12 protein-coding genes, 1 tRNA gene and 1 pseudogene are annotated in these 15,750 nt (G+C 63.8%); 5 read left to right on the top strand and 9 right to left on the bottom strand.

All coding sequences use genetic code 11. From position 1 onward, the window contains the following. Positions 1–111 precede the first annotated feature (111 nt). Both AC6CIG_RS09715 and AC6CIG_RS09710 read right to left on the bottom strand, forming a co-directional pair. Positions 112–708 carry a hypothetical protein gene (locus AC6CIG_RS09715; protein WP_234704904.1) on the bottom strand — a complete coding sequence of 199 codons (597 nt, stop codon included), beginning with the start codon at positions 706–708 and terminating at the stop codon, positions 112–114. Between the two features lie 336 nt (positions 709–1,044). Next, a tRNA-Gln gene (locus tag AC6CIG_RS09710) sits at positions 1,045–1,119 on the bottom strand. Positions 1,120–1,342: 223 nt separating this feature from the next. Here AC6CIG_RS09710 and AC6CIG_RS09705 point away from each other — a divergent pair. Beyond that, a complete protein-coding gene (locus AC6CIG_RS09705) occupies positions 1,343–2,251 on the top strand; it encodes an MBL fold metallo-hydrolase (RefSeq protein ID WP_437408358.1) in 909 nt (302 codons plus the stop codon). Between the two features lie 53 nt (positions 2,252–2,304). Here AC6CIG_RS09705 and AC6CIG_RS09700 read toward each other — a convergent pair whose 3' ends face one another. Then, complete coding sequence (locus AC6CIG_RS09700) at positions 2,305–3,213, bottom strand: DUF1499 domain-containing protein (protein ID WP_437408357.1); 909 nt, start codon at positions 3,211–3,213, stop codon at positions 2,305–2,307. 293 nt (positions 3,214–3,506) lie between these two features. Between AC6CIG_RS09700 and AC6CIG_RS09695 the strand changes: the two genes are divergently transcribed. Then, positions 3,507–3,896, top strand: a complete 390-nt coding sequence (locus tag AC6CIG_RS09695; RefSeq protein WP_018094473.1) for a hypothetical protein — start codon at positions 3,507–3,509, stop codon at positions 3,894–3,896. Between the two features lie 168 nt (positions 3,897–4,064). Beyond that, on the top strand, positions 4,065–4,313 hold the full coding sequence (locus AC6CIG_RS09690; protein ID WP_018094472.1) for a hypothetical protein: 249 nt from the start codon (positions 4,065–4,067) through the stop codon (positions 4,311–4,313). Positions 4,314–4,355: 42 nt separating this feature from the next. Here the strand turns inward: AC6CIG_RS09690 and ppdK are convergent, their stop codons facing one another. The 5 genes and pseudogenes from ppdK to AC6CIG_RS09665 all read right to left on the bottom strand — a co-directional run bounded on the left by ppdK (position 4,356) and on the right by AC6CIG_RS09665 (position 12,416). Further along, entirely contained in the window at positions 4,356–7,052 is a 2,697-nt protein-coding gene (gene ppdK, locus AC6CIG_RS09685) for a pyruvate, phosphate dikinase (RefSeq protein WP_018094471.1), read from the bottom strand. Between the two features lie 195 nt (positions 7,053–7,247). Continuing rightward, on the bottom strand, positions 7,248–10,709 hold the full coding sequence (locus AC6CIG_RS09680; RefSeq protein ID WP_437411632.1) for a chromosome segregation SMC family protein: 3,462 nt from the start codon (positions 10,707–10,709) through the stop codon (positions 7,248–7,250). A 50-nt stretch (positions 10,710–10,759) separates the two neighbouring features. Continuing rightward, positions 10,760–10,912: pseudogene (locus AC6CIG_RS09675) on the bottom strand (DUF559 domain-containing protein); the annotation flags it as partial. Positions 10,913–10,989: 77 nt separating this feature from the next. Further along, positions 10,990–11,799, bottom strand: a complete 810-nt coding sequence (locus tag AC6CIG_RS09670; protein WP_018094469.1) for a DsbA family protein — start codon at positions 11,797–11,799, stop codon at positions 10,990–10,992. Between the two features lie 110 nt (positions 11,800–11,909). Next, the gene (locus AC6CIG_RS09665) at positions 11,910–12,416 is read right to left on the bottom strand and encodes a DUF721 domain-containing protein (RefSeq protein WP_026168555.1); all 507 of its coding nucleotides are present in this window, start codon (positions 12,414–12,416) and stop codon (positions 11,910–11,912) included. A gap of 89 nt (positions 12,417–12,505) precedes the next feature. On the opposite strand from AC6CIG_RS09665, the gene mutY reads away from it, so the two are divergent. Together mutY and AC6CIG_RS09655 are read left to right on the top strand one after the other, a co-directional pair. Continuing rightward, on the top strand, positions 12,506–13,606 hold the full coding sequence (mutY, locus tag AC6CIG_RS09660; RefSeq protein ID WP_437408354.1) for an A/G-specific adenine glycosylase: 1,101 nt from the start codon (positions 12,506–12,508) through the stop codon (positions 13,604–13,606). A 71-nt stretch (positions 13,607–13,677) separates the two neighbouring features. Then, complete coding sequence (locus tag AC6CIG_RS09655; protein ID WP_437408353.1) at positions 13,678–14,334, top strand: HAD family hydrolase; 657 nt, start codon at positions 13,678–13,680, stop codon at positions 14,332–14,334. 133 nt (positions 14,335–14,467) lie between these two features. Here AC6CIG_RS09655 and AC6CIG_RS09650 read toward each other — a convergent pair whose 3' ends face one another. Next, a complete protein-coding gene (locus tag AC6CIG_RS09650; RefSeq protein WP_018094465.1) occupies positions 14,468–15,598 on the bottom strand; it encodes a site-specific DNA-methyltransferase in 1,131 nt (376 codons plus the stop codon). Positions 15,599–15,750: the final 152 nt, after the last annotated feature.

Here is a 15,750-nt window from a genome sequence, read left to right as displayed (position 1 = left end):
TCGGCATATGCAGGAGGTTGTTGCCCGCCTCGATCCGTCCGCGTCCGAGGCAGCCCTTACGAAATTTCCGCCGCGCAAATCTCGGCCGTCAGGAGGCGAGGCGTTGCGCCCTCACAGGGTGCTTGCGAGATTCTGTGTTTTCTCTGCGAGGCACTTGGCTCGGTTCTCGAAGTCGTATTCCAGGGCGATGAACGATACGTCCTCGCCGATGCCCTGGACTCTCAGCTTTATATATTTGATCCCGTCCTTGAGCCTCGAACCATGCGCGGCAGACCATTCGTATCGGTGCATCCGCTCGTTCTGCGTTATGGACATCACCCAGTCACGCTTTTCATGCCAGCGTGGATCTGCCCTCAAATGCTCGAAGCGTTTTCCCTTGCCGTAAATATCTTCGAGTTCCTGTACAATCTCGTCGAACTTCGATCGAACGTTTGTTCCGAACCGATCCTTCCTGAACATCATCGATCCGGCACTGACACGGCAAACACCAAATCTTTCGCTGATTTCTGCTGCGTATACTTCGAAATCGGGGTGACGCCGCGGGACGGACCGAAGATTATATATGCCGCCGTGTGGGGCTACTTTTCTTAGTTCAAGAGAGTTTTTACTCTGTCCCTGCTCTATGCCGAATGGACCCGCCCATGCGTCACATACGATAATGAACCATGCAAGGCAGTACGCGACATTGACAAGAATAATAGCTTTCATATCGCTATTCCCCAACGCGACTAGACCTACAGAAAATAGGCGAATACGTTTGTTGTCAATCACAAATACTAAATTGCATTTTACGATATCGATGAGAAGGCCAAAAATACGCATTATTATATATAACTTATACAAAAATAAGATTACTGCGGAACCCGAAGTTTCTTTGGAAACTATTCCCCCTAGCGGCGCCAAATACGTCTGAATATCACTGCCGCAGAAAAACGGTGCTTTTCGGTTTCATGCCGGTAAACCGAATTACCGTCGGCAGGTCTGTCGTCGAGCGCATCGACCACGCCGTCATCTTCGGCAAGGTATAGGTTCGGTGGTGTGAAGTGGCTGGGGCGCCTGGATTCGAACCAGGGAATGGCGGTACCAAAAACCGCTGCCTTACCGCTTGGCTACGCCCCAACTAAACTGGCAGGTAATCTGCTCGCCAAATCGAGCGCCTGATTAGCAAAGCTCGTGCGCGCTCACAATGCTTAACTTCGTTTGGCGCGCAGATTTATCGCTCGCGGTACGGCAGCAATCTTCAGGCCGAACCGATGTTTCCTCCGCCCGGCCTTTGGCCTATGGTCGCGCCGACCCCTAAAACTCCCGAGGGCGGTCGTGCAAGCGGATGACAGGCCAAGACATGCAAGCTCCGGAATTCGACCTCGATTTCAAGCCCGCCTATGGCGAACCGGTGCGCGTAGCCGAGAACGTACAGCGCATCACGGTCAACAATCCCAGTCCGTTTACCTTCCACGGCACGAACACCTATATCGTCGGCCGAAAGTCGGTCGCGATAATCGACCCCGGCCCCGAGAACGAGGCACATTTCCATGCGCTGATGGCCGCGCTCAGGGGGCGCGAAGTGACGCATATCGCCGTCAGCCACACCCATCGCGACCACTCTCCGCTCGTCGGCAGGCTCGCCCGGGCAACCGGCGCGATGGTCGTAGGCGGAGGACCGCACCGGGCAGCCCGGCCGCTGCATGCCGGCGAGGTCAATCCCTTCGCCGAAAGTTCGGACATGGACTTCGTGCCCGATGTCGCGCTTTGCGACGGGGCACGCGTCGAAGGCGACGGCTGGAGCCTGACGGCGGTAGCGACGCCCGGGCATACGGCCAACCACATGGCCTTTGCGCTTGATGGAACCGGAATCCTGTTTTCAGCCGATCATGTGATGGCCTGGGCGACGAGCATCGTTGCGCCGCCGGACGGAGCCATGGCCGATTACATGGCCTCGCTCGACAAGCTGCTCCAGCGCGACGATCGGATCTACCTGCCAGGCCATGGCGGTGCGGTCAACGAGCCTGCCTCCTTCGTGCGGGCGTTGAAGGCGCATCGCAGGATGCGCGAGCGCGCGGTGCTCGAACGCCTGCGTGCGGGGGACCGGCAGATCGCCGACATGGTCAAGGTGATCTATGCCTCGACCGACCCACGGCTGCATGGTGCTGCGGCACTCTCGCTGCTGGCGCATATCGAAGACCTCATCGAGCAGGGGCGCGTCGAAACAGAAGGGCCGCCGTCGCTCGCCAGCGCATACCGGCTGGCGTGACGCGGTTGGATCGCTGAAACGCGCAATGCGGGGCAGGAAACCGCGCGCACTTTCTAATCGCCCGCGATCCCCAGAAGCTCGGCGTCGAGGTCGCGCAGGAACTCCTCGGCGAACATGGCTCCCATGCCGAGGTCATGGCGGCCGTAGCGCGAAGCCACGCGCAGATCGACGAAGGTCGTTTCCGCCTCTTCGCGCAATCTGATCAGCACGTCGAATCGGAAACCGACGACAAGGCTCCGCCATTCGCCTTGCAGGACGACGTCGCTGGATCGCCTTCCCGGTATGCCATCGTCGGCCAGTTGCGTGGGTCGAGCGGTTGGAACGGGGATGACGTTCGGCCCGGCATTCGCATCCCCGCCTGCCTCGGGTCGTACGGCGAGGTCTTCGAGGTCCGCCCGCGCGTTGTCGGCGCCGAACTCAGCAGTGATGGTGATCCGCGTCTGCTCGACGACCTTGCGCACGCCCTGGAATACACGGTCCAGCGCCCCTTCGTAGCGCCGGCCCGTAAGCCCCGGATAGGCTTCAACCTGCGCCTCGCGGTCTTCCCGCGTCACCGCACGCTTGCGCCCGAGCCAGCTTTCCCCCGATGCCGGCGTCCTGATCCAGGGTGGGGGCGTCGAGGTATCGGTACTGACCTCGTAGAGCGCCGGCCGCGTCAGGTATTGCACGGCCCCATAACCGAAGAACCCGAGCGGAACGGCCGCGTAGAAGAGCGCCGAGACGGAAGCGGACCCGCCGATCGCTGCCACCTGCCAAAGACGCGTGAGCCCGACCGTTGCCAGCACGACGCTAAGGAGAGCCAAGCCCCCGGCGATCAACGCCAACGCCAGAAAGTGCGGCGTCGTCAGAGGACCGAAACGATGCGACAGCAGCGACAGCAGAAAAACGATGAAGGCGATGCGGGCAATGCGGCGCGCCCAATGTGCCGCGTAGGAATAGGGACGCTCGTAGCGGACAATCATCTAACGGAATCAATCCCCGAGGCGGAAAAGGACCTCGCCTTTCTTAGACCATGGCTCGGGTAGTGCAAACCCGTATCTTTCCCCCATCGGCGATGGAGATCGCCCCATGGAGGCCAAAGAGAGAATGCGGGCGGCGATTATGGCGGCGCCACTCACACGGGTGCCGCAAATTTGCCATTCTCGTTAACCACCTATTCAGGTTTACTATTTGGCCGGACACACGGCGCTGTAGCATTTGGAGGCATCGGCCGTCGTCGCCGGCAAGAGGCGCGGCAAATCAACGGAGAGACATCATGGCCGCACAGCAGTCTACCATGGACATCGCCATCCCCGCCCCTCCGCCCCCGGTGGGCGAAGCTGCAATGCCCATGGCACTTCTCGAGTTGGAGCTTTCGCTCGACCGCTTTTCCGGCGACAAGGACGATTTCGTCGGCTTCACGCATAAGGTGGCTCACGACATCGGCGCCGAGCTGCTCTTCGTTCTGCCGGCTTCCGGTCTCGTCGACGATTGCGTGACGATCGCCGCGATACGCCACGGCCAGGCGGAGGACAAGACACCGATCATCCTGTTCATCTGTCTCGCTCAGGACGGCACCACCATCCGCGTCGAGCAGCCGAGCGAGCACACCGCCGGTCTAAAGAGCTTCGCCAACTCCTTCGTCGGCGTCCTCGAGCGGATCTGAACCGCACTCCGTGGGGCGATTGACCAGCGATGCGCAACGGGCGCATGATGTCGCCGAGTTGAATCGCGCCAACGGATTTCGTCTTATGCGTTGCAGTATCATGCCTGTCGTCCAGCGGAATGCCATCGGACTCTGTCCCCGCGAATGGGTGCCGGTCAGGAGGCAAGGATGACGACGATGACAATGAGACTGCTTGGCCTTGCGGCCGTGGGGCTGGTGCTTGCCGCGTGCCAGTCGATGTCGCCGCAGGAACGTCGAGCGAGAGACGAAAATACATGCGCCTCCTACGGCTTCAGAAGGGGCACGGATGCGTTCGCGAACTGCCTGCAGCGCATAGATCTCGACCGTCGCGCGGAAGCGCGCGCTTTCCGGTACGACAACGACGTCTTCCTGCGCGGCCCCTATTACTGGCACTGACCGGCGAGAAATCCCGCAACTCCGGACGAAGATCGACGACCGTCAGCTCGCCGCCAGAGCTTGAACCTCGGCGACCTCGCGGCCGTTGATCGCCGCCTGTGCGGCCGCAAGTCTCGCGATCGGCACTCGGAACGGCGAGCAGGAAACGTAATCGAGACCCGCTTCCTCGCAAAAGCGAATCGAGACGGGATCGCCGCCATGCTCGCCGCAGATCCCGAGCTTCAAACCGTTCTTGGTCCGCCGGCCCCGCTCCGCCGCGATCTGGATCAGTTCGCCCACGCCGTCCAAATCGAGCGAGACGAAGGGATCCTGCTCGATGATCCCCTTCTGCTGATAGGTGGCCAGGAACAGGGCCGCGTCATCGCGCGAAATGCCGAAGGTGGTCTGCGTCAGGTCGTTGGTGCCGAAAGAGAAGAAATCCGCCGATTCGGCGATCGTGTCCGCCCTGAGGGCCGCCCGCGGCAACTCGATCATCGTGCCGATCAGATAATCGATGTTCACGCCAGCCTCGCCGACGACCTCCTTGGCGACCGCCTCGATCCGCGCCTTGACGTAATCGAGCTCGGCGCGCAGGCCGACGAGCGGCACCATGATCTCGGGAACGACGGCAGCGCCGGTATCGCGGGCAGCCTGGACCGCCGCCTCGAAAATCGCGCGCGCCTGCATCTCAGCGATCTCCGGATAGGAGATCGCCAGTCGGCAACCGCGATGCCCGAGCATCGGATTGAACTCGTGAAGCGCATCGACCCGCTGACGAAGTTCCGCGGGATCGATCGTCAGCACGCGCGCAACCTCTGCGATTTCCTCGTCGGTTTTCGGCAGGAACTCGTGCAGCGGCGGGTCGAGAAGACGTATCGTGACCGGCAGGCCGTGCATGATCGAAAAGAGCTCGACGAAGTCGGAGCGCTGCATGGGCAGAAGCTTGGAAAGTGCTGCCCGCCGCCCTGCTTCGTCTTCGGCCAGGATCATCTCGCGCATCACATTGATGCGGTCGTCCTCGAAGAACATGTGCTCCGTACGGCAGAGTCCAATGCCTTCGGCGCCGAAGGAGCGGGCGGCGCGCGCATCCGCCGGCGTCTCGGCATTGGTGCGCACGGTCATGCGGCGGCTTGCGTCGGCCCATTGCATGATCTTGCCGAAGTCGCCCGAAAGTTCCGGCTGCAGCATGGGGATCTCGCCCTTCAGCACCTGGCCGGAGGAGCCGTCGATGGTGATCACGTCGCCCTTCCGGAGCGTGACGCTCGCGGCGATCAGGAGCTCGTTTCGCTGATCGACGCGGATGCTGCCGGCGCCCGATACGCAAGGCGTACCCATACCGCGGGCGACGACCGCCGCGTGGCTGGTCATGCCGCCGCGGGTCGTCAATATGCCCTCCGCCGCATGCATGCCGTGAATGTCTTCAGGACTCGTCTCGACGCGAACGAGAATGACCTTGCGGCCTTCCTTGACCGCCTGCACGGCCTCGTCGGAGCTGAAGACGATCTCGCCCGTGGCGGCACCCGGCGAGGCCGGCAGGCCGGAACCGATAATGTCGCGGCGGGCATGAGGGTCGATCGTCGGATGCAGAAGCTGGTCGAGCGAAGCCGGATCGATGCGCGCCACCGCCTCCTCCTTCGAGATCAGCCCTTCCTCGGCCATGTCGACGGCGATCTTCAGCGCCGACTTGGCCGTTCGCTTGCCGGAACGCGTCTGCAGCATCCAAAGCTTGCCGCGTTCGATCGTGAACTCGATGTCCTGCATGTCGCGGTAGTGGCGCTCGAGCGCGTTGCATATCTTCTCGAACTCGGCAAAAGCCTCCGGCATCAGCTTTTCCAGTGACGGCTTGTCCGAACCGGACGCGATACGGGCCGCCTCGGTGATGTTCTGCGGCGTGCGGATGCCGGCGACCACGTCCTCGCCCTGAGCATTGACGAGGAACTCGCCATAGAGCTCTTTCTCGCCCGTCGACGGGTTGCGCGTGAAGGCGACGCCCGTCGCCGACGAATTGCCGAGATTGCCGAAGACCATGGCCTGGACGTTGACGGCCGTGCCCCAGCCGGCCGGTATGCCGTGAAGGTGCCGGTAGGTGATGGCCCGCGGGTTCATCCAGCTCGAAAAGACGGCACCGATCGCGCCCCAGAGCTGAATTTCCGGGTCCTGCGGGAAAGGCACGCCGAGCATCTCCTCGATCGCCTCCTTGTAGCGTGAGATCACGTGCTGCCATTCGACGGCGGAAAGCTCCGTGTCCTGCTCGTGACCGAGGCGCGCCTTCTCGTCCTCCAGAACTTCCTCGAAAACCTCGTGGTCCACCCCCATCACCACATCGCCATACATCTGGATGAAGCGGCGGTAACTGTCCCAGGCAAAGCGCGCATCGCCGGCGTCGTGACCGAGCGCATGCACGGATTGATCGTTGAGGCCGAGGTTCAGGACCGTGTCCATCATTCCCGGCATGGAGGCGCGCGCGCCGGAACGGACCGACAGAAGCAGCGGGCGGTTCGTATCGCCGAAGACGCGCCCGGTGATTTTCTCCATCCGCGCAATGCCCTCGCGGACCTGCTCGCGCAGACCCTCGGGCATGCAGCGGTCCTTCTCGAGATAGCTGTTGCAGGCAGCGGTGACGATTGTGAGCCCCGGCGGCACCGGCAGGCCGAGATTGCACATCTCCGCGAGGTTAGCCCCCTTGCCGCCCAGCCGGTCGCGGTCTTCCGCGCCCCCTTCGGCCTCTCCCGCACCGAAGGTATATACCCATTTCGCCATGCCTGTTCTCCACCCGAAACAGTCGCCGACCTAAAATCATGAACGTGATCGAATCCAAGAAGTCAGAGCGGGATGCGGGCGGAAAAGCGCACGCACTTTTCCTCACCCCGCTCCAGACCATCTACAGTATATGCTCCGGGCTGAAAATGCACTCGGCGAAGATTTTGTTGCAGTGCACCAAATTGGAGGTCGCCATCAGACGGCTTCGCGCAGCCGCTCTGCCGTCTGCAGGTCGACCGAGACGAGCTGCGAGACCCCCTGCTCCGCCATCGTGACCCCGAACAGGCGGTTCATCCGGGCCATGGTGATCGGATTGTGGGTGATGATGACGAAGCGGGTCTCGGTGGAGGCCGCCATTTCGTCCATCAGGTTGCAGTAGCGCTCGACATTGTGGTCGTCGAGCGGCGCATCCACCTCATCGAGAACGCAGATCGGGGCCGGATTGGTGAGGAAGACGGCAAAGATCAGCGCCATGGCAGTCAGCGCCTGCTCGCCGCCGGAAAGCAGCGTCATCGTCTGCGGCTTCTTGCCGGGCGGCCGGGCAAGGATTTCGAGCCCCGCTTCCAGCGGGTCGTCGCTTTCGATGAGCTGCAGTTCCGCCGTGCCGCCCCCGAAGAGATGGGTGAAAAGCCGCTGGAACTGCACATTGACCACGTCGAACGCGGCAATCAGCCGCTCGCGGCCCTCGCGGTTGAGGTTCTGGATGGCACTCCTCAACCTGCGGATCGCCTCGATGACGTCGTCACGTTCCTTGAGCAGCGCCGCGAGCCGCTCCGAAAGCTCCTTCTGCTCCTCGTCGGCGCGCAGGTTGACGGCGCCGAGCCTTTCCCGCTCGATCTTCAGCCGCTCGAGTTCCCGTTCCACGCTGCGCATATCCGGCAGTCCTTCCTCGGAGCCGAGGCCGGTAAGGCGCATCACTTCATGGGGGGCGCAGGACAGTGCTTCGAGGATGCGCGCCTCTATCTCGACACGCCGCTCCCGCGCAGAAACGAGCCGCTCTTCGGCGCGGCCGCGCTTTTCGCGTACCTCTGCCAGTTCCGAGAGCGCGGTGGCGGCCTGGCGATCCGCTTCGCGCTGGTGGTTTTCCGCCTCGGCGAGTCTGTCGGCCGCCTCTCGGCGCGACGCCTCCGCCTTTTGCAGCTCGTTCATCAGCGCGCGGCGCTTGTCGTCGAACTCGTCAGGGGCATCGAGCAGTTCCTCGACCTCCTCGCGCGCCTCCGCCTCGCGGTCGCGAAGCGTCGCAATGTGATCTTCGGCGCTCGCCGCCCTCGCTGCCCAGGTCTCTCGCTCCCCGGCGATGGCCGCAAGCCGCCTGAGGCGCCCATCGTTTTCGCGTGCGAGACCGTCATGTGCGGCGCGAGCTTCGGCCGCCGCCGCACGGTCGGTCGCGACTTCGGCCGTCCGATTGCTCAGCCGCAGGTCAAGCTCTGCAAGATCCGGCTGACCGGCAAAGGCTTCCCTGGCCGCCTCGATCTCTTCGGCGATCTCCTCGGCCTGCCCCTCGATCTGGAGCTTCGTCTCGGCAAGCACCGCGCGGCGCCGGGCAAGATCGCCGGAGGCCCGCTCGGCGGCTGCCAAGGCATCGCGCGCCTCGGAGAGCTGCCGGGTAAGCATGCGTTGCGCCTCGCGCGAAAGCCTCAGCCGCTCATCCTCGGCGCGGATGTGCGCGCCGGCAGCGGCAAGATGCGCCTCCGCCTTCAGCAAGGCCTCGCTCGCCTCCTCGGCTGCACCTTCCAGTTCGGAAAGGCGGTTCTTCTGGGCGAGCCTCAGGGCCGCAGCACTCGGCGCTTCCGAGCCGGTAACGTGGCCGTCCCATCGCCAGACGGCGCCTTGCCTCGTCACCAGCCGCTGGCCGGTCCTGAGGAGCGGCAGCAATCGCTCCGCCTCCTCATCGCTCTCGATGATCCCGATCTGCCGGAGCGCTCGTCTCAGCGCCTCCGGTGCCTGGACGAAATCGATCAAAGGGAGGGCGCCAGCCGGCAATGCGGGATCGTTCGCATCGTCGCCGGGCATGCGCCAGTGCGCCGGCGCCGCCTGTTCCAGGGGCGAATCGAGGTCGTCGCCAAGAGCCGCGCCGAGCGCCGCCTCGAAGCCGCGCTCGACTTTCATCTCCTCGACGACGGCCGGATAAGTGCTGCCGCCGGCCGCCTCCAGCATGCGCCGGATCGTTCGCGCTTCCGTCTCGATGCCGTTCAGCCGCGCCCGGGCCTCGTCGACGGGCGGGCGCGCGGCGCCTTCGTCGGCGCGCGCCTCGGCGAGTCTCTCTTCGACGGCGGCGACGGCGGCCTCGGCCTCCTCCAGCGCCGCCTCCGCAAGCTCCACCTGCCCTCTCTTCTCATCCGGATCGGGGAGGCGCGCCATCTGACCGTCAAGCTCGTCGACTTCGCGCCCCTGATCCGCGAGCTGGCGTGCAAGTCGCGCCTGCCGCTCGGAGAGATCGCGCAGCGCTCTCTCGATCTGGTTGCGCGCGGCTTGCGCCTCGGCGCGCTCGGCCGTAATGCGGGCGAGACCGGCTTCGCTCGCCGCTAGCTTTTCATTGGCCTCGTCGAGCCTTTCACGCGCCTGAGCGCCGCGATCATCCGCCTCGGCCAACGCGTCTCGCAGATCTTCCTCCTCCTGATCGAGGCGGGCGAGAATGCCGGCATTGTCGGCGACCAGCCGCTCTTCGCGGGCAATGTCCTCCGCAAGTTGCGCCAGTCGCCGCTGCAATTCCTCACGGCGGCGCAGGATCCGGCCGGCATCCTCCTCGAGCTGCGCGCGAGCGATCTGCAGGCGCTGCAGCCCGGCAGCGAACTTCGCCTCGTTTTCACGCAGTTCCGGCAGCTTGAGGCTCGCGATCGCCTGAGCCTTGGCGGCTTCCATCTGCGCCTGCGCCTTCTCGGCGACGAGGGCAGTGATCTGGTTCAGCTGGCTGGTCGCCTCGGCCTCCGCTTCCTTGGCCTGCACCCAGCGGGTATGGAACAGGATCGCCTCGTGCCGGCGGATTTCCGCCGACAGCATCTTGAACCGGTTGGCCTGGCGCGCCTGGCGCTTGAGGCTCTCGATCTGGCTTTCGAGCTGCGAGGTGACGTCGTCGAGGCGCTCGAGATTGGTTTCGGCCGCCTTCAGCCTGAGTTCCGCCTCATGCCGGCGCGAATGGAGACCGGAAATGCCGGCCGCCTCCTCGAGCAGCTGCCGGCGCGCCTGCGGCTTGGCGGCGATCAGCTCGCCGATGCGGCCCTGACCCACCATCGACGGCGAGCGCGCACCGGTGGACGCATCGGCAAACAGCAACTGCACGTCCTTGGCGCGCGCCTCCTTGCCATTGATGCGGTAGACCGAGCCCTGCTCGCGCTCGATACGGCGCGTCACCTGTATCTCGTCGCTGTCGTTGAAGGCTGCGGGTGCGGTGCGGTCGCTATTGTCCAGGTAAAGGCCGACTTCGGCCGTGTTGCGCGCCGGGCGGTTGCCGGATCCGGAAAAGATCACGTCGTCCATGCCGGAGGCACGCATGTTCTTGTAGGAGTTCTCGCCCATCACCCAGCGGAGCGCCTCGACGAGGTTGGACTTGCCGCAGCCGTTCGGTCCGACGACCCCGGTCAGGCCGCGCTCGATGACGAATTCCGTCGGTTCGACAAAGGACTTGAAGCCGAGCAGGCGCAGCCGGGTGAATTTCATGACGGACACGCTGGGGTGGACGGCGGCGCATACCCCCCTCTGCCCTGCCCGTAACCGGCGATCGGAACTTGCCGGCGAAAACCAAGCCCCATCAGCCGATCCGCACGCAGTTCATTCCAGAGCTTGGTTTCCGCCTCCGTCATGGCATTGCGCATGCGGCGGGCGTTGCCGCGAACTTCCGGCGATACGTCAGCGTGAGGCATGGCGAAGCCCCACCGACCGGAGACAAAAAACGGGCGCACGGCTGCCGCCGTCGCCCGTCGGAATTGAAAGCGAAGGATCAGAGCTTGCTGTCGATGAGGGCCGACATAACGTCAACCGACATGTCCCCCGAATAGTGCTCACCGTTGACGAAGAAGGTCGGCGTCGACTTGACCCCGAATTCCTTGGCGCCCCTCTGCATGACTGCATTCACATCATCCAGAAGTTTCTGGTTCGTCAAGCAGGCCTCGAAGCTCTCCTGTGTAAAACCGGCGAGTTTCGACAATTGCAGGAGTGCATCGCGGCCGTTCTGCGCAGCCGCCCACTGCTCCTGCTGCTTGAACAGCATGGAAACCATCGGGAAATACTGCCCCTCCGGCGCACAGCGCGCCAGCATGAAGGCGGCTGCCGCGCGCGGGTCGAAGGGGAATTCGCGGACGATGAAGCGTACCTTGCCGCTGTCGATATACTTCGTCTTGATCGCGTCGAATGTATCGTTGTGGAAATTGGCGCAATGCGGGCAGGTCATCGACATGTATTCGACGATGGTGACCGGCGCATTGGCTTCTCCGAGCGCCATTTCCGGCAGCGCTCCGGGCTCCAGGAGCTTCGCCATGTCGACGCTGCCCTCCGACTTCGGCAACTCGACCTTGGCGGCAGGGGTTGTGGCCTGCGCCACTTCGGTCGCCGGCTTCGCCTCGCTCGCGGCGGCAGGCGCCTGAGACGTCGAGGCGGTGGTCGTCGCATCGGTGCTCGCCGTGGTCTCGGCGGGCGTCGTTGAAGCCGCCTCCTTCTTTTCATCGCTGCAGGCTGCGAGCGCCAGAGCGAGCGCTGCAACGGCGACGCCGCTCAGCAGGCGTTTCGGAAGGCTTGTTTGGGAAGCGGACATGGACAGGACCCGTGTTCTACTCGAGGGAAATTGAAGCGTGATTTCGATAACTTGCCACGTGCGGGGCGACAAGAGGGGGTGTTTCGACAGCGTTCAAACAATCGTGACCGTCATCGCCGCGGCGTCGACAGAACGGCAGTGCCGAGCCGCTTCAGCGCCGCCTTCAACGCGTCGCTTTCGACGCCTTCCACCATGGTTTCGAGCCGCCGGGCAGCCTCGCCGACGAGGGGCAGCGGGCGGCTGTAGCGCTTGGGCGGCGGTGCGACCGGCTTCTGGACGATGCGCAACTGGCCGATTGCGTGGAAACCGAAGAAGCCGTTGATGCGCTGAATCAGCTCGCCCTGGGCATGGGTCAGGAAAAGCGCCCGGGCGCCTTCGCACGCGACCGTCAGCACACCCGGCTGGTATCCGCCTTCGCCGGCGATCTCGGAAGCGCGGCGCGGCCAGGCAATTCTTTCCGGCCGGGTGCAATCGGCGAACTCCGCGCCCGCGATTTCGTCCCACGAACCGAGCAGCATCGTGTTGATGCCGGCACGCTTCGCCAGCACCGGATCGATCAGGCCGTTGGCAACTTCGCTGATCTGAACGACGCCCTTGCGGGCCTTTCTCTCACTCACGGAACGACTTTCTGTTTGCAATTTCGATCGAACCTTGCGGCTCGAGCCGGCATCGGCCAAGTATAGGCCGCAAAAGGATCTCCCTGCAAATGATGCGCGATCTTCCACAGGCGGCGAGCGCCGCACTTCTTCTCGAATGGTACGATCGCCACCACCGCGACCTTCCATGGCGGGTCTCGCCGGCAGCGGCGCGGAAAGGTGCGGTTGCCGACCCCTATCGCGTCTGGCTGTCGGAGGTGATGCTTCAGCAGACGACGGTCCAGGCAGTCAAAGCCTATTTCGAGAAATTCCTCACCCTGTGGCCGACGGTCGGCGACCTTGCCGCTGCGGACACCGAGGATGTGATGAAGGCCTGGGCCGGCCTCGGCTACTACGCCCGCGCGCGAAACCTGAAGAAATGTGCCGAAGCGGTCGCCCGCGATCACGGCAGCCGTTTTCCCGATAGCGAAGAGGGGCTGAAAGCGCTGCCGGGCATCGGCGACTACACCGCCGCAGCCATCGCCGCGATCGCCTTCAACCGGGCAAGTGCCGTTCTCGACGGAAATGTGGAGCGCGTGATCTCGCGCCTCCATGCCGTCGAGACGCCGCTGCCCGCGGCCAAGCCCGAAATGCGGGCCCTCGTCCACGCGCTGACCCCGGCCGATCGGCCGGGCGATTTCGCGCAGGCGATGATGGATCTCGGCGCGACGATCTGCACGCCGAAACGGCCCGCCTGTTCCCTCTGTCCCTTTCGCGCGGATTGCCGGGCCCTGAAAACAGCCGACCCGGAGACATTTCCGCGCAAGGCAGCCAAGAAGGAGAAGCCGCTGCGCCGGGGTGCGGCCTTCGTCGCCGTCGACGGCTTCGAGGCGGTCTATCTTCGCAAGCGCCCCGAAACGGGCCTCCTCGGCGGCATGACAGAAGTGCCCGGCACGGACTGGACGGCGCGCCGCGACGGCGACACCTCGATTGACGCTCATCCCTTCCCGGCAGCGTGGGAGCCGTGCGGGACCGTCAACCACGTCTTCACGCATTTCGAGTTGCACCTTTCCGTCTTTCGGGCCAGGGTCTGGCGCGCCAATGTCGGAGAGGCGCGGACCGGCACGAGCGGATGGTGGGAGCCGCTCGCCTCGCTCAAGGCGCAGGCGCTTCCGACTGTCATGAAAAAGGCAATCGCCAAGGCTATACCGCATGCGTTCGAAGCGGGCTAAATGCAAGGCGAGCGCTTTGCGGCCGCTCCGGCCCAATTTCCGTCGCAAGCCAAGGATCGGCAGGAATACCAATGAGCAGCATCGACATCCGCCACATCGTTTTCGACATCGGCAAAGTGCTGATCCATTACGATCCGAACCTTCCCTATTCCCGCCTCATACCGGACGAGGCGGAACGCAACTGGTTTTTCGCCAATGTCTGCACGTCAGACTGGAACATAGAGCAGGATCGCGGCCGCTCCTGGGAAGAGGCGGAGGCACTCCTCATCCGCAATCATCCCGAACGGGAAGATCACATCCGCGCCTTTCGCCGGCACTGGCATGAAATGGTGCCGCACGCCTATGTGGGGACGGTCGCCATCATGGAAGGCCTGATCGCCGACGGCTGGGACGTCACGATGCTGACCAATTTCGCCTCCGACACTTTCCGGGAGGCGCAGAAGCTTTATCCCTTCCTGACCCTGCCGCGCGGGGTTACGGTCTCCGGCGACGTGCGGCTCATCAAGCCCGATCTCGCCATCTACCGGACCCACGCGAAGGCCTTCGATCTCGATCCGGGCGCGACGCTCTTCATCGACGACAGCGCCGCCAATGTCGAAGGCGCGCAAGCGGCCGGCTGGCACGCGATTCAGTTCACCGGCGCAGAAAGGCTGAAGGCCGACCTGGCGGCCTACGGTATTCAGGCTTCCGAGGCGGCACCCTCGCTGACAGCGGCCGCCGTGCCGTAATCGGCCGACGCCAGAATTGATACAAACGCCCGGAATCCTCTTCGGATTCCGGGCGTTTAAAGCGCTCATCCGGGACTGAAGGTACAAAAACCGGAGGGGGGCGCTTATCGAAGACCCAGGCGGAACTGGTTGATCAGTTCAGTTTTGCCAGGTCGTTTCGAATGACGGATCTGAGCGCGTCGATCGGTTTCAACACGCTTCCCTCCTCGAAGTGCCAGAAGGTCCAGCCGTTGCAGGCGTCGAGGCCCTGCACTTTCGCGCCGAGGCGATGAATGGATCCGGCCTCGCCGCCGGACGCAAGCGTGCCGTCGGCGCGAACGATCGCGCTGTAGCGGCGCTTCGCATCCGTCAGAACCGTGCCGGGCTTGATGAGCCCGCTTTCCACCAGAGTGTTGAAGGCGACGCGCGGCTCCGCCTTCTTGCCGGTCATGACCGAGAGCGTGGCCTTGCCGAGCGGCTCCACGGCCGCGATACGTTCGGCGGCGGCGTCGATATAGTCCTGCTCGCGCTCGATGCCGACGAAGTGCCGGCCGAGGCGCTTGGCGACCGCCCCGGTGGTGCCGGAGCCGAAGAACGGGTCGAGCACGACGTCGCCGGGCTTGGTCGAGGCCATCAGAATGCGGGCAAGCAGCGCTTCCGGCTTTTGTGTCGGGTGTACCTTCTTACCGTCGTCTCCCTTCAGCCGCTCGGAACCGGAGCAGATGGGGAACAGCCAATCGGAGCGCATCTGAACGTCGTCGTTCGCCGCCTTCATCGCTTCGTAGTTGAAGGTATACCCCTTGGCTTTGGCGTTCGGCGTCGCCCAGATCAGCGTTTCATGCGCGTTCTGGAAGCGGCGGCCCTTGAAGTTCGGCATCGGATTGGTCTTGCGCCAGATGATATCGTTCAAGACCCAGAAGTGCAGGTCCTGAAGGATCGCGCCGACCCGGAAGATATTGTGGTAGGAGCCGATGACCCAGAGCGTGCCGGTGGGCTTCAGGACACGCCGGCAGGCAAGCAGCCAGGCGCGGGTGAAAGCGTCATAGGCTTCGAAGGAGGCAAACTGGTCCCAATCGTCGTCCACTGCATCGACCAGCGACTGATCGGGCCGGTGCAACGTGCCGCCGAGCTGAAGATTATAGGGCGGGTCGGCGAAGACGACATCGACCGAATGATCGGGAAGCGCGTTCAGCGCGGCCACGCAATCTCCCTTGATGATGCTGTCCAGCCAGTTCAACGGACGGGCGGCACGGGAGATTTCGGCAAGCGAAACAACTGATGACATTGGCAACTCGCAAATACGCTTACTCGGACTGACGATAGGCTTATGGTTACCGAAGATGGTTACCAAAGCCTGAAGGCGCCGGAAAAATCTGCGTCGCTGCAGGGGCCGTCGTCCAGGCGGCGCCGTCCGGGACTTGCCGGCCCGCGATACTT

The sequence above is a fragment of the Sinorhizobium sp. GQ132 genome, assembly GCF_059758575.1.
Note: the sequence above shows the minus strand (reverse complement) of the source record. Positions and strands in the feature narration are given on the sequence as shown.